This window comes from Parendozoicomonas sp. 209JJ7-1 (assembly GCF_058147085.1).
Genome location: NZ_JBYVJU010000001.1, coordinates 320,828 through 336,030 on the forward strand (window position 1 = coordinate 320,828; position 15,203 = coordinate 336,030).

Below are 15,203 nucleotides of genomic sequence, written 5' to 3' on the forward strand. Positions count from 1 at the left end.
GGAAGTCGCCATGTTTGATTTCTTTACTGACTATGAAGCCCTGAAACTGATCTGGTGGACACTGATAGGTGTGCTGCTGATCGGTTTCTCCATCGCCGACGGTTACGACCTGGGTTCCGCCGGCCTGCTCACATATCTGGGTAAAAATGATACCGAGCGTCGCGTGATCGTAAATTCCGTTGCTCCCCACTGGGATGGTAATCAAGTGTGGCTGATTACCGGTGCCGGTGCTATTTTCGCTGCCTGGCCGACTGTATATGCAACAGCGTTCAGCGGTTTCTACTGGGCCATGCTGCTTGTGCTGTCCGCGCTGATGCTGCGTCCACTGGCTTTTGAATACCGTGCCAAGGTGGAAGATCACCAGAAGAAATGGTGCGACCTTGGATTAGTCGTCAGCGGGCTGATACCTGCGTTTATCTTTGGTGTAGCATTCGGTAACCTGTTCCATGGCTATGGCTTTAACGTGGACAGCATGCTGCGCACAACCTTCAGTGAGGGCTTCTTTAACCTGCTGAATCCTTTTGCCCTGCTGTGTGGCGTGGTGAGCGTCAGTATGATTCTGATGCAGGGTGCCAGCTGGCTGAATATGCGTACAGCCGGCCCGGTTCAGGAGCGGGCAGAAAAGCTGGTTCGCATACTCGCCATTGCTGTGATCGTCACCTTTGCCCTGGCCGGTATCTGGCTATCCCAGATGCCCGGTTATGTAATCACCAGCGCCATTGATACCGCTGGAGTCTCCAGCCCTCTGAACAAAACCGTAGCCTTTGGTGAGATCGGCACCTGGCTGAATAACTACCAGATTTATCCGCTGATGGTGCTGGCGCCGGTACTTGGTTTTGCCGGGGTACTGGGAGCTATGCTTCTGCCCCGTATCAGCCCTGTGTTCACCTTTGTCTGCAGTTCCCTGAGCCTGGCGGGTATTATCGCCACCGCAGGCCTGTCATTATTTCCGTTTATCCTGCCTTCCAGCAGCAACCCGGATATCAGCCTGACGGTTTGGGACGCAACATCCAGCGCTACCACCCTGGCCATTATGACCGGCGTGGCCATGGTGTTTGTGCCAATTATTCTTTGCTACACCATTTGGTGCTTCTGGAAAATGTGGTTCCGGATGGACAGTAAACACGTTGAAAACAACCAACATTCACTTTACTGAGGAGGTTCTGCGCATGTGGTACTTTGCATGGATTCTGGGTGTGCTGCTGGCCTGCTCATTCGGCATTATTAATGTTATGTGGTATGAATTTCATGAGCATGATTTTGACCGGAAGAAACCCGATGATATCTAGATACAGCAATCCATTATTATAATACCTTGAGAGAGAAGCAGGTGCCTGCCTCTCTCTTTTATTATTTATCCCCCAAATCAATATTCCCATTTAAGAATTCGATTACATTAAGAATCCACCTGTCTATCAGACCTATATCTTCAATCCCCACCCCCTCTGTGACTTAACAACTGAAAAAACCCTCTTGCTTTTGTTAGTTATAACAATAAAATCGTACGCGTATATTTAATAAAACAATAGTCACAACCTTAGTTTTCCTAACGATTCATGCAAGAACTTCACCGCACTTTATGCTTGTACGATCCCTTGCCTGGTTGTTGAAAAAAAAGGTGACTTCAAAATAAACGGCCATGTTAAAACAATCATGTTGAAAAAGACCCTTGCCCTTAGCCCCTTTATACTCACTGCATTCCTTTCTGGATGTAAGGACAATAATGATACCTTACACCCTACTCCGGTGAGAGGGGTGAAAACCATTCTGATAGAGCACCAGGAGACGACATCATCCCGACATTTCCCCACTGTCCTTCTACCGTCAGAAACCACCAAACTCTCCTTTGAAATTGGCGGGCGGCTAGGTAAAAACAGCCTGACAGTTGGACAACAGGTTAAGGCTGGGGACACCCTGGTCGCACTGGATCGAAAGTCTCTTATGCTGGTCGTCGAGGAAGCCAAGGCGGCCCTGAACGAGGCTAAAGCAGCGGCTAAAAATGCCAACGATAATTATGCCCGCCAAAAAGAGTTATACGATAGAAAACTTATAAGCAAGGCCAGGCTGGAACAGGCTCACACAGCGGATCAGACAGCCTATGCCCGCGTCGAACAGGCATCCAAACGCTGGGATTCCGCGAAGGAAAATCTGTCTAAAACTGTTCTCAAAGCCCCCTACAGCGGAATGATAAACTCCGTACCGGTGAAGTCCTACACGAATGTTTCACCGGGCACAGTAATTGCCACACTGTACAACCCTGAAAGCTTCAAAACCCGATTCTCTGTCCCCTATCATGTCGTGAATCAACTCTTTGTTGATATGCCCGTTAAGGTACGACTGGCGGATGACCCAAATGTTACCCTGAAAGCCCGAATCAGCGAGCTGGGTTCCAGGGCTAATACCGTATCGTCATTCCCTGTTGTTGTCCGCCTTGAAGAAGGAAGACCTGACCTCAAAGCCGGTATGGCGGTTAGCTCTGTTATTGACCTGCCTCTGAAGCAGAATCAGGGATATCCGATTCCCCTAAGCGCTCTGATTACCGAAGGTACGCTAAAAACAACCACCGGTTCAGCCACAACCGGCCATGTGTATGTTTATGATTCTGCATCCGCAACAGTAAAAAAGCGCAGCATCGAGATGTCGGCAATCAAGGAGAACGAAATTGTTGTGTCCTCCGGGCTTGCTCCTAATGACCGTGTTATCACCGCAGGCGTTCCTTTTCTCAGGGAAGGCCAGAACGTGAAACTGTTGTCAGACAAGCGCCAGGACGGATAATACATGGAAAACCTTACACGTTTTGGCATCAACCGTTCGCGCTTTACCCTGCTTATTATGGCGGCCCTGTTACTTCAGGGGCTGTTCTCTTATTTTCAATTATCAAAACGGGAAGACCCGTCGATTACCATCCGCACGGTCACCGTATCAGCGGAATTTCCAGGCATGGCCCCACAGAGACTGGAAGATCTGATTGTTGATCCCCTTGAGCGAAAAGCCCGGGAAATCAGCCAGATCAAAGACATTAACGTTCTCACAACAACCGGGCGCACCATCCTGTTCCTCAAAATTCATGACTCCGTTCCCAAGGACAACATGAAGAATGTTTTCCAGAAAATAAGGAACAAAATGGGGGAGCTTGAGGGCGAGCTGCCCAAAGGAACCAGTGGGCCTTATGTCAATACTGAGTACGGTGATGTTGTTGTTTCGACGATAGCTGTCACCGGTGACGGTTACAGCTATGCAGAATTACGTGATTCTGCCAAAGCCTTGCGAAAGAAACTTTATACTGTCAAAGGCGTTGGCAAGATCACCCTGATGGGCGTTCAGGACGAGCGTATCTGGTTGGAGATTGATTCCAGAAAACTGGCTGCAGTCGGCGTTCAACTGCCACAGCTTCTGGAAGACTTGCAGGCGCAAAACGTGATTATGCCCGCAGGCGAAATCAATGCCGGAGGCGAGCAGATTATTCTTGAAGCCAATGGTGACCTGAAAGATATCGAAAGTATCAAAAATGTTCTGACCAAAGTACCGAGCCTGAACTCTTTTGTACACCTTGAAGACCTGTTGCTGGTTCGCCGGGGTTATGTTGACCCGAAAAGCACGCCCGCCTTTTTTAATGGCCAGCCGGCCATTATGGTTGGCGTCCAGATGGCTGACGGTCAGGATATTCAGATTATCGGTCGTCGCCTGACCGAGGCAGTTAACCAGTTTGAGCAGACACAACCCGTTGGCATCTCTTACAATTTCTCTACCTATCAGGAAACCAAGGTCACCCATGCCATCAATAATGCACTGATCAATGTGATGCAGACGGTGGCTGTTGTCTTGATTGTACTGATGATTTTCCTGGGCCTGCGGCCGGCCCTGATTGTTGCCTGTATCGTGCCGTTTACGGTGATGTTTGCCGTTATCGCTATGCCCTATATGGACATTGAGCTTCAGGTTGTATCGATTGCCGCCATTATCATTTCCCTCGGCCTGCTGGTGGACAATGGTCTGGTTATTGTTGAGGACATTCAGAGTCAAATCAGCGCCGGTAAAGATCCCAAAGAAGCGTCGCTTGCTGCCAGCCGACAGTTTGGCAGCCCCCTTGCCGTCGCATCTGTTACAACCGTGGCAGCCTTCCTGCCACTGCTTCTGCTTGAAGGTTCAGAAGGAGAATATGGTTTCTCTCTGGGTGCCGTTGTCGGCCTTATGCTGGTGGGCTCCTGGTTAACGGCCATGTATATTTTGCCGCCTTTATGTGTTTGGTTGGCGAAGAAACAAAAGCCGACAGCCAAGAACAACGAGCCAAACGGCCTGACCATCACTTATGGCAAGCTCATTCGCAAAGCACTGCCGTTGTCTATTCCTGTTGTTCTTGGCGCTTATGGTCTTGTTGTGTTGTCGAGTATGGTTTTCCACGATGTCCGTAATGAGATGTTTCCCCTGAGCGCCCGGAATCAATATCTGATTTATCTGGATATGCCCAAAGGCACTGCTATTCAAAGAACAGAGCAGGAGGCGCTTTCTGTAGAGAAGTGGTTGTCTGATAAAGATATTAATCCGGAAGTCAGAAATACAACTATCTATGTCGGAGACGGTGGTCCGCGCTTCTATCTCTCTTTAAACCCTGCCGATACCAACCCAGCCAGTGCTTTTATTCTGGTGAACACCCTTGATTATGAAGGAGCGGTGACCGCAGCTGAACGTGCCAGAACATATCTTTACGAGGAACACCCTGCTGCGCGCTTCAAGGTTAAACAACTGTCCACGGGAGGGGCTGAATCCGGCATTGTCGAGGTTAAAATCTCAGGCAAAAACCCGGATAAACTGCTGAGCCTGGCTGCCAGCGTGGAATCCAGACTCGCTCAGGTACCGGGTATTGAGCAAAACGAAAATGACTGGGGCAACAAGGTTGTCAAAGTCGTCGTCAATATTGCCCAGGATAAGGCCAGGAATCTTGGCATTACTTCCAAAGATATTTCGGAAGTGATGAACTCCTTCTTCTCCGGCTCCACTGTTTCCACATACCGTGAAGGTACACATTCAATACCCATGGTCATCCGTTTTGAGGAAAACTATCGCAACAACCTTGAGGATCTTGAGAACCTGACGATTCCGGTGGATGGCCACCTGATTTCACTGGATCAGATCGCCACTTTTGAACCCAGGTTTGAGTTCTCCCAGATTCGTCGGGAAAACCAGCAGCATACTATTAAAGTCTCCGGTAAGAGCGGCCAATTCTCCGCGGAGCAGCTCCTGGCATTTATTCAGCCAACTCTTGATAAGCTGGATCTGTCCGAAGGGTACAGTTATAAAATAGACGGCGAAATCAAGTCGAATACAGATGTGAACGAGAAGCTCGGAGCCGGTATGCCAGCAGCATTGATTGTGATGCTTGCAGCTATTATGTTCCAGTTTAACTCTATACGACGGGTCGGCCTTATCTTTGCCACCATACCCTTTGTTGTTGTGGGCGCACCTTTTGCTTTGCTGGCTATGGGGCAACCTCTGTCATTCTTTGCGTTGCTGGGTATGATCTCGCTGGCCGGCATCATCATCAATAACGCAATTGTTCTGATTGATCAGATCGATATTGAAAGAGCCAGTTTGTCCTTGAAAGAGGCAATCATCGCCGCTTCAGAAAAGCGGGTCATGCCTATTTTGCTGACCACTCTGACAACTGTGGTGGGGTTGATTCCCCTGGCAGTCAACGGCGGAGCATTATTTGAACCTATGGCCACACTGATGATTGGCGGGCTTTCTCTTGCTTCGGTTATCACTCTCTTCTTTGTACCCTGTGCTTTCTATATCCTGTTTGGAGGCATGAAACAGAAGAAGACGCTCTAATCCGTCTCACAATCACAAGGGAAATGCCTTCCTTGAAGGTATTTCCCCTTCTTTTCCCAAGGTTATTCAATAACAAATACAATGTGATAGTTTCAGAGATGATATTAAAACTCTACCGGATCAGGTTTGAATTATTCCTTATTTCCCATATGTTGATTCTTTTTGGAGGGGATCTTCTCTCAGAAGTCTTCCAAAAGAATGATACACGCTCTTTCTTTTATATCCTGAACATGGTCATCAGTTTACTTCTGGCCAGACATCACCCCCGCCTGTTATGCCTGTTAGGTTTTCTTTTGATGACCGTTATAGGACTGGAATTCTCTAGTGACTTTGCCTTGCACCCCAATCAGGTTCTTCTTGCCCAGCTGGAAGCCTATCTGTTGTTTTATCTTACGGTGGCCTATGTGATTATCACTCACCAATGGGGTACAAAAAACGTCGATAGATCTGTTATTATCGGCTTAATGGCAGGTTATATTTCTCTGGGACATGTTGCTTACTGTCTGTTAATGACTATCGAGTTTTTCCAGCCAGGTTCTCTGCACGGGCTTCCCAGCACAGCCAGTGATGCCTACCGGCATTTCGACTCCATCCTCTATTTCTCCTATGTCACTTTATTAACCATTGGCTATGGAGAGATTTTTCCTGTAACACCCCTTGCACAGAAAGTCGCCATTCTTATCGGCCTTTTGGGGCAGTTTTATCTGGTGATTCTGACCGCTGTGATTATAGGGAAATACCTGCAACAGCCCCAGGAGAAGGGGCAGGATAAGAACAGCCAATCACAAACTACAAACCAAAAAGAATGATGTCAGACCACTACCTGGAAACAGACACGCAAACCCTATCCAAAGGCGTTCTATGAACAACCGGCAACAGACGGCCTGTGCAACCTGTGACTGGCTTATTGAAACAGAACCACATCATGGCGATCAGAACCTGCAGATATTCTGCCCACGCTGTGATGAACAACTGCCCACAGGCTCTCCTGACGGTCTTATGCGCAGTATAGCCCTGGCGACCGCCTCGCTGATTCTGCTGTGCTGCGCACTGTTCTTTCCATTTATAGGCTTCAGCGTGAAAGGACAGAGCCATACCATGACCCTTCTGCAAAGCGGTACAGCGCTGTTTCAGGACCATGAGTTTCTTCTGGGAGTACTGGTGCTGACTTTTAATATAATGGCCCCACTCTGCATTATCTGCATTCTCCTGACTCTCGGTGTTATTCAGCGCTTCAATATCCGGAGTCGGTACACCTTTATTCTTGGGCGACTGTTTTATGAAATCCAGCACTGGAATATGGTCGATGTGTTTGTCATCGGTGTTCTGGTCAGCCTGGTCAAGATATCCGCTCTGGCCAATATCATTTTTGGCTTCTCTTTCTGGGCTTTTATAGGCTTCGCCGGCTGCCTGTGGGCTGCCGTTAATGCGGTGGATTCCCGGGACATATGGGGTGTTATCAGGAGACAGAAGATATGAACCATTTCCCTGAAGGCACGGCAGCCCAAAAGGGGCTGATGTCCTGCCATGTTTGTGGCTCTGTTCAAAATGCAGAACACCATACCCGGTGCCGCTTATGTTTCAGTCATCTTCATTACAGAACGCCCCACAGCCTGCAGCGTTGCCTGGCTTATCTGCTGGCAGCGTGCATTTTGTATATACCAGCTAATGTCCTGCCCGTTATGGAAACAGTCAAACTGGGGCGGGTCAGTGAGAATACGATTGCCGAAGGTGTCGTGCTGCTCTGGCACCACGGCGCATACCCTATCGCGCTCGTTATTTTTACGGCCAGCATTATCGTACCGATCATGAAAATGGTCACAATCGGCTGGCTGTGCTGGAAAGCCCACAACCGCTCACAGGCTGCCAGCCGACGTCAATTGACCCGGATCTACGCCATAACAGAACTGATTGGTAAATGGTCCATGGTCGATGTTTTTGTGATCGCCCTGCTGGTGGCCCTGGTCAATATCAGCGGTCTTATTGCCATACGACCAGGCGCTGCGGCTCTGGCTTTTGGCGGAGTCGTAATTCTCACCATGTTATCAGCCCGCTCATTTGATACCCGTCTTATCTGGGACCAGGAGTTCAGCGAATGAATCAACCCGTCATCAAACAAAAACAATCCCGACTCTCTGTCGTTTGGATTATTCCACTTATAGCCCTGATCATCGGGGGATGGATTGTTGCTGAGAGCTATTTAAATCAGGGACCAACAGTCACCCTGACCTTTGCCACCGCCGATGGCCTGAAAGCCGGTGAAACCCGTGTGAAGCGACTCTCTGTCGATATTGGCGTACTGGAAGATGTGCATCTGAATAAAGACGAAAATAGCGTGACCGCTATTGTCAGACTTGACCACGGAACGGACTATCTTCTGCGTGAAGACTCCCAGTTCTGGATAGTCAAACCACAATTCAGAGATGGTGGAATCTCTGGTCTTTCAACAATTCTTTCCGGTGCCTATATCGAACTCTCACCTGGTGAAGGCAAACAGGGAAAGCGCCATTATCAAGGGTTGGACAGTATGCCTGTCACTCCCCAGACAGCCCCTGGATTGCATCTCAAATTGATATCCAACCGTGCTGGTTCAGTCTCAGTGGGCAGTGGTGTTTTTTATAACGGTTACCGTGTAGGTACTGTTGAAAGCCAAAAACTCTCAACCGAAGATCGTATGGGGCATTATCAGGTTTTTATCAAAGCCCCATATCATGATCTCGTTACCGATAACTCTGTTTTCTGGAATTCCAGCGGTGTGAGCCTTCAGGCTGGCGCTGAAGGTGTCACAGTCAGAACTGAAAGTCTCGAAAGCATACTCCTTGGAGGTATTGCTTTTGGCTTGCATGAAAACAGTACTCCCGGTAATCAAATAAAAAATGGTCATCAGTTCTCACTATACGAAAGCTATATAGCCTCTACCAAAGAACCCTATAAATACGGGGGTAAATACCTGCTGCTGTTTGACTCATCGGTTCGCGGATTAAAACCGGGAGCCCCTGTTGAATACCGGGGAATACGCATTGGCAGTGTATTGGATATAGCATTTGACCTTAACTTCAGTACTGAACAGTGGAGCAGTGAACATGCACGGGTTCCTGTACTTATTCGAATTGACCCTGGACGAATTGGTGGCGACACCTCAGACACTTTAACCAAAACCCGACAATTTCTTAATACTGCGGTTAACAATGGCCTGAGAGCCACACTGGCTACAGGCAACCTTCTGACAGGATCACTTTATATCGAACTGGATTATTTTGACCAGGCACCTTCAGCCAGCATAGAAAATCAGAATAAATACAGCGTTTTCCCAACGACCACTACAGGTTTTAGCCAGATTCAAAAGCAAGTCAGTTCTTTGCTTAATAAACTTCATGAACTGCCACTGGAAACAACCGTTAGCAATACGAACGATGCCCTAAAAACATTAAACGGAACCATGAAAAATGCAGACGCGGCTCTGGCCAGTCTGGACGCCCTGATAAGTGATCCACAGACGAAAACCATGCCTGCAAATGTTAACAATACACTCAAGGAGTTGCGTAAGACCATTGCAGGAATCTCTCCTGAATCTCCAGTCTACGAGAATCTTGAGGATACGCTAAGGGTTCTCAACAGCACCCTGAAAAATACAGGTTCTTTTATCAATACACTCAACAATAAACCCAACTCACTGATTTTCTCAGGAACTCAGAAAGAAGACCCGATTCCGGAGATAGAATAATGTCAAAATCAAATATGAATATTATCCGTTCAGCTGTGGTGGCTGCACTTATTCTGGCCATGACAGGCTGTTCAACCATTCCACCTGAAACCCATTATTTCCTGATGTCAGCCCAGTCACCGCAGACTCAGACAAACAGCGACATCGGTATCCTGGTCAGGGAAGTGCGTATTCCGGCTTACCTGCATAGCGACGGAATAGTTATCGCGACTGGTAAGCACCAGATTCACCGCGCAAAATATTTCCGCTGGAGCGAACCTGTTGAAGCAGGCGTGAGCCGTGTACTGCGTTCTGCCCTCCTGCAACAGGCCCGGAGAGGTTACCCCGATTTAAGTGTCGAGGTAGATGTATGGCAATTGCACGGAGATAATAAAGGACATGTTTTTCTGGAGGCAGAATATATCATTACCAATCAATGCGGGATCTCCGAAGAATCACAATTCCGGGAGACAGTCCGGCAGCAGGAAAGCGGCTATCCGGCCATGGTGTCTGCTCAGGTACTTTTGATTGAACGCCTTGCCGGACGCATCCTTATGACAGCAGACAAACTGAGCAGCTGTCCGGCATAGACCTGTCCGACATAGTAAAATGGTAATACTCACCATCTTCAATATGTTGCTTTTCAGGACTAGCCAGGGCCTGTTGAGGTTTTAGAGGGCGTTCACAATGACAATGAAGAGGCGCAAAAATGTCCAAGCCCAGTAAAGATATTCAGGACCGTCTGGATGCAGCTGTTTTACGTCGGCTGCTGAAGCACCTGGATAACAACAAAGATATCCAGAACATTGACCTGATGATTCTGGCAGATTTCTGCCGTAACTGTCTGGGGAAGTGGTATAAAGCTGCAGCTGATGAAATGGGCGTAGAAGTTACCGACGATGAAGCCCGGGAACGGATTTACGGTATGCCCTACAGCGAATGGAAAGAGAAATACCAGACACCGGCCACCCCGGAACAGATGGAAGCTTTTGACGCCCGCCGCAAGGCTAAAGGCTAAAGGGAGATATTACACAAAAGCCGACATATGTCGGCTTTTGTTATTCAGGCAGAATATTACAGAGTAATCTTCATATCCTTTTCAATCGCAGAATCCATACGGGCCAACAGCTCTTCACGGCTTCTCAGTTTGGTGCCGTGGTGCGCCTGCATATTCATCTTACTCATTATCTGCGCCGCCTGCTGTGCTGTTGTCATCAGCTGGTCGGCAGGAACAGTCACATCCAGGAAACCAGCCTCAACCGCGCCCTTGCCATCAAACATCTCACCGTTTATCACGGAACGGTTGAAGTGACGGCGGGTCAAGCGCCCTCGGGCCATCTCGATGCCGGCATTGTGCATGGTCATACCGATAAACACTTCGTTCAGACCAAACTTAAAGCCCTTATCAATACCGATACGATAGTCACAGCACAGCAGGATAAACGCGCCTTTGGCAATGGCGTGGCCGGTACTGGCTGCAATCACCGGGGTAGGAAAAGACAGCAAACGACGGGCGAACAATGAACCCTTTCTCGTCAGGTTCAGGGCATGCTCCAGCCCGGAACCCATAACCTTAAGATCAAAACCTCCGGAAAACAGACCTTCACGCCCGGTCAGGATCACCACTGCCTTATCCTTTTCCGTCTGATCAAGGGCAACATTCAAGGCATCCAGCATCTCGTGGGACATGACATTGGCCTTGCCATCATTCATGGTAATAGTGGCGATGTTATCGCCCAGTTCATAAGTTACAATATCGGTCACGGAATCACCTTCTGCCTAAAGAGCTGTTATTGATTTTATCAGCCGTTTCCAGCCAGCACGGATCAAACACTTGTTTGAATTATTTGCCACATAGTACTTCTCGAAAAAGCATCTGCCAACCGCAAATTTTCCCTCTGAAAAGGCACACAACAACAAGAACACAGCCATCTTATGTCCTGTTAAAACAGAGGGCTCCTCTGTACTCCCCGTTTCCCCTGTATTGTTACCAAATATAAAAGTACTCCTTTCACAAAGTCAGTCTGTAGGACCGGTACAGGACAGGGCACAGTCGGAAATATCGGGTATGATGGGACTGCCGGGAAAATTTTGTTTTGACGGATACCAAGAGCAACAGACTCCAAAGAGCCTGTTTTATCATTGGACAGCCACTACACGGTTAACCAACTCAAGCAGAGCCGGCCGGTGGGTAACAACCAGCAGGGTTCTGTTGCCAATAGCGTTATTGAAAAGGGCAAGCATCTGCTGTTCTGTTGCAGGATCAAGCCCCTCTGTGGGTTCATCCAGTAATACCAGACGACAACTGTCATCCCTCAGGCGTAACAGGACCCTCGCCAGTCCCAACCTTCGCAGTTCACCACCGGACAACACCTGCCCTGCCGCACCAAACCAGGTATCCAGCAGTTGTTCCCGGCGGGGAGTTAGACCGGACAGCCCGACATCCTCCAGCACCTGAAGCAGAACCGTATCGTCCACAGACTGCTGCCCAGGCAGTAATGCCATCACCAGGTTATCCCGCAGGCTGGCGCTGAATACATGGATACGCTGGGGCATAACTGCCGTAACACGACGCAGTTTCTGTTCGGACAACTGTTCAACAGGAACACCATCAAGGCTGACCATACCTTCACAGGGCCAGTCCCGAGTCAGCAACTGCAGAATGGTTGATTTACCACAGCCCGTAGGCCCTACAAGCCCTACCCTTTCCCCGGCCTGGATATCCAGAGACAGATTATTAAGAACAGGAACACCGGATTGATACTGGAAACAGATATTCTCCAGTGTTACATGACCTTTGGCCTCAAATCCTTCAGGACTCCCTGCCGGAAATGTGACCGCTGGCTCCTGTTCCGCAACTTCCTGCAGACGGGCAGCCGAACGGTGGGTCTGACCCAGCATCTGGAAAGCCCCGGGCAAAGGCATAATGGCTTCAAATGCCGCCAGTGTTGCCAGTACCAGCATTACCACCAAAGGTCCCTGCAACAGATTCTGGCTGGCATCAACGGACGCGAACCACAGCACACCGGTAACAGTCAGACCCGTTACCAGCGTAATCAACGCAAGAGAAAGTCCGGTCACTCTGACAACCCGCTGCTCCTGTTCAAGCATTTTCTGTTCTGCCTGAACGACACTGCTACGGTAACGTTCAACTGCGCCAAAAAGCTGCAATTCAGTCTGGCCGGCAATATAGTCCAGGAGACGTATACGCAGAGCCCCTCTTTCCTGCACGAGCTGATCACCGGGCTGCGCTCCCAGGCGAAAAAACAGAGGCGGCAGAATCAACAGGCAGGCTCCCAGAACCAAACCCAGGAACAGGGCTACCGGGCCAGAAAAGAAAACAGCCAGAATCACCAGCACCAGACTGCCACTGACCGCCAGCAACAGCGGACTTAACAATCTGAGATAAAGACCATCCAGGGTATCGATATCTGCTACCAGACGGTTTAAAAGGTCTGCCTGCCGAAACCGACGCAGACCCGCAGGCGCTAAAGGCTCAACTTTGTCAAAGAACCACACCCGCAGCCCAGCCAGCAGCCGGAAAGTGGCATCATGGCTGACCAGCCTTTCTCCATAACGCCCGGCGGTGCGGGCAATGGAAAAACCCCGCACCCCCGCGCCGGGGGTAAAAAAATTAAAGGCTTCAGCTGTGGCCACTGTCAGGCCCGCCAAAGCCGAGGCACTGATAAACCAGCCAGACAAGGATAACAGCCCGACACTGGCTACCAGGGTTGCCAGCGCCAGCAGAAGGCTAATACCAAAACGTAACCGGTAATGTCCGGTCAGACGAAGAAACGGCCAGAGATTTTTTATCACATCAGACACTGGTCACCTCCTTTTCCCTGCTGTTCTGCCAGACCTGCCATTGCTGCCACTGTTCACATAACTGCCGGAATCCATGGGATTTGTCGTACAGTTCCTGCTGTGTTCCCCAACCGGCTACCCGCCCGTGTTCCAACATCAGAATCTTATCTGCTCCCCGAAGACTTTCCTGCCGGTGGCTGACAGTAATAACAGTTCGCCCCTGGGCAGCCGTCTCAACGGCTTCGGTAACAATATCGGCACTGGCACTGTCCAGGCTGGCTGTAGGTTCATCCAGTACCAGAAGTTGAAACGGATTCAGCAGCGCACGGGCCAGGGCCACACGCTGGGCCTGCCCCACAGAGAGTCCGGCGGCATCATCACCAATCAGGGAGTTAACTCCATTAGGAAGGCGATCAAGGAATTCTCTGATATGGGCCGTATCCATGACCCGCTCAATATCCTTTATTTCTGCATCGGGGCTGCCCAGACGGATATTATCCAGCAAGGAGCCATGGAATAGTTTCGGGTTCTGCCCCAGCCAGGCGATATGTCTGCGCCAGCTGTTTTTATCCATCTCCCTGAGAGACACACCGTTAACCTGGATTTCACCTTCAAAGGGCATAAATCCCAGCAGTACATTCAGCACCGTGGTTTTACCCGCTCCAGACTCACCCACAACAGCCACTGTTTCCCCCGGAACCACCTCAAACGACACATTATCAAGAATACGACGGCCACTGCTGGAGGTAACAGATACATTCTGAAAACAGATACTTGCAGCTTTACCTTCCGGGCATAGAGAGATACCGTCGCTTTCCTGTCCAGAACGCATTAGAAAAGCTTCCAGCTCATCGGCAGCGCCCAGTGCATCAGCCTTGGCATGGTAGTGAGTACCCAACTCCCGCAATGGTAAATAATACTCTGGTGCCAGCAACAGCAGAAACAGGCCGGTAAACAGTGTCAGGGATTCCTCCCAGAAGCCAAAATTCAGATAACCCAGGTAACTTATGCCCAGGTAAACTGCGGTGATAGCAATTGCAATCGCGGTGAAAAACTCCAGCACCGTTGATGAAAGAAAGGCCAGTCTGAGCACCTGCATAGTTTTATCCCGAAAGGATTCAGCCGCATCGGCCATCGCTTTTTTCTCCGCCCTGCTGTGATAAAACAGCTTCAGCGTTGAGAGCCCCTGCAGCCGGTCAAGGAAGTGAGCACTTAATCTTGAAAGAGCCTGAACATTGCGACGACTGGCGGCAGCGGCCCGGTTTCCCACCAGAATCATAAACAGCACAATCAGGGGAGCGGTCAGCAGCAGGATAAGCGCCACCGCCCAGCTGAATGGCAAAACCAGCACGATGGTCAGTAAAGGAAGAATACGCACTAGTAGTATCTGGGGAAGATAGCGAGCATAGTAATCGTGGAGTTTATCAACCTGCTCCATCAGCAGAGTCAGCCAGCTGCCCGAGGGCCGCTCGGCCAGAACAACCGGCCCAAGCCGGGCAACACGGTCGAGAATCTCTCCGCGCACCTCCTGCCGCAGGTTTTCCCCGGCCCGCTGACCCGCCAGCTCACGGCCACAGGCACATCCGGCTCGCACCAATGTGACAACAATAAGCAACAGAAATGAAAGAATAAGATGATCGGAAGCGCGATTTACCATAACCACCTGATCAGCGATCCAGGCCAGCAGGCCGGCCTGTATAATCACCATAACATACTGGCCAATACCAAAAAGAGCCGAACACCTGATATACCCACGAACCGTAACCTGGCGGCTCTCAAGCCAGGACAACAACTCCTGTTCCCGCTCCTTCTGCATTAAACACCATGCTTACAACTGATCAACGGATTGAACCGGTATTGTACCTGC

At 49.7% G+C, this 15,203-nt stretch carries 13 protein-coding genes; 10 read left to right on the forward strand and 3 right to left on the reverse strand.

Annotation, left to right across the window (positions count from 1 at the left end; all coding sequences use genetic code 11):
• The first annotated feature begins 10 nt into the window (after nt 1-10).
• The 10 genes from cydB to ACY2RQ_RS01490 all read left to right on the forward strand — a co-directional run bounded on the left by cydB (nt 11) and on the right by ACY2RQ_RS01490 (nt 10,550).
• On the forward strand, nt 11-1,156 hold the full coding sequence (gene cydB / locus ACY2RQ_RS01445) for a cytochrome d ubiquinol oxidase subunit II (RefSeq protein ID WP_490111164.1): 1,146 nt from the start codon (nt 11-13) through the stop codon (nt 1,154-1,156).
• A 13-nt stretch (nt 1,157-1,169) separates the two neighbouring features.
• On the forward strand, nt 1,170-1,289 hold the full coding sequence (cydX, locus tag ACY2RQ_RS01450; protein ID WP_490111165.1) for a cytochrome bd-I oxidase subunit CydX: 120 nt from the start codon (nt 1,170-1,172) through the stop codon (nt 1,287-1,289).
• Between the two features lie 466 nt (nt 1,290-1,755).
• A complete protein-coding gene (locus tag ACY2RQ_RS01455; protein WP_490111166.1) occupies nt 1,756-2,775 on the forward strand; it encodes an efflux RND transporter periplasmic adaptor subunit in 1,020 nt (339 codons plus the stop codon).
• A 3-nt stretch (nt 2,776-2,778) separates the two neighbouring features.
• Entirely contained in the window at nt 2,779-5,829 is a 3,051-nt protein-coding gene (locus tag ACY2RQ_RS01460; RefSeq protein ID WP_490111167.1) for an efflux RND transporter permease subunit, read from the forward strand.
• A gap of 296 nt (nt 5,830-6,125) precedes the next feature.
• The gene (locus ACY2RQ_RS01465; protein ID WP_490111168.1) at nt 6,126-6,638 is read left to right on the forward strand and encodes a potassium channel family protein; all 513 of its coding nucleotides are present in this window, start codon (nt 6,126-6,128) and stop codon (nt 6,636-6,638) included.
• 52 nt (nt 6,639-6,690) lie between these two features.
• Entirely contained in the window at nt 6,691-7,308 is a 618-nt protein-coding gene (locus ACY2RQ_RS01470; RefSeq protein ID WP_490111169.1) for a paraquat-inducible protein A, read from the forward strand.
• A complete protein-coding gene (locus ACY2RQ_RS01475; RefSeq protein WP_490111170.1) occupies nt 7,305-7,928 on the forward strand; it encodes a paraquat-inducible protein A in 624 nt (207 codons plus the stop codon). Before ACY2RQ_RS01470 ends, ACY2RQ_RS01475 begins: the two co-directional genes overlap by 4 nt.
• Nucleotides 7,925-9,553, forward strand: a complete 1,629-nt coding sequence (gene pqiB, locus ACY2RQ_RS01480) for an intermembrane transport protein PqiB (RefSeq protein ID WP_490111171.1) — start codon at nt 7,925-7,927, stop codon at nt 9,551-9,553. Before ACY2RQ_RS01475 ends, pqiB begins: the two co-directional genes overlap by 4 nt.
• Complete coding sequence (locus tag ACY2RQ_RS01485; RefSeq protein WP_490111172.1) at nt 9,553-10,122, forward strand: PqiC family protein; 570 nt, start codon at nt 9,553-9,555, stop codon at nt 10,120-10,122. Before pqiB ends, ACY2RQ_RS01485 begins: the two co-directional genes overlap by 1 nt.
• A gap of 119 nt (nt 10,123-10,241) precedes the next feature.
• Nucleotides 10,242-10,550 carry a DUF1244 domain-containing protein gene (locus ACY2RQ_RS01490; RefSeq protein WP_490111173.1) on the forward strand — a complete coding sequence of 103 codons (309 nt, stop codon included), beginning with the start codon at nt 10,242-10,244 and terminating at the stop codon, nt 10,548-10,550.
• Nucleotides 10,551-10,606: 56 nt separating this feature from the next.
• On the opposite strand, the gene ACY2RQ_RS01495 is transcribed toward ACY2RQ_RS01490, so the two are convergent.
• From ACY2RQ_RS01495 to cydD, 3 genes are all read right to left on the reverse strand, one after another.
• The gene (locus ACY2RQ_RS01495; protein WP_490111174.1) at nt 10,607-11,296 is read right to left on the reverse strand and encodes a crotonase/enoyl-CoA hydratase family protein; all 690 of its coding nucleotides are present in this window, start codon (nt 11,294-11,296) and stop codon (nt 10,607-10,609) included.
• Between the two features lie 375 nt (nt 11,297-11,671).
• On the reverse strand, nt 11,672-13,357 hold the full coding sequence (cydC, locus tag ACY2RQ_RS01500) for a heme ABC transporter ATP-binding protein/permease CydC (RefSeq protein ID WP_490111175.1): 1,686 nt from the start codon (nt 13,355-13,357) through the stop codon (nt 11,672-11,674).
• Entirely contained in the window at nt 13,350-15,152 is a 1,803-nt protein-coding gene (gene cydD, locus ACY2RQ_RS01505) for a heme ABC transporter permease/ATP-binding protein CydD (protein WP_490111176.1), read from the reverse strand. The genes cydC and cydD overlap by 8 nt, the downstream gene beginning before the upstream one ends.
• Nucleotides 15,153-15,203 lie beyond the last annotated feature (51 nt).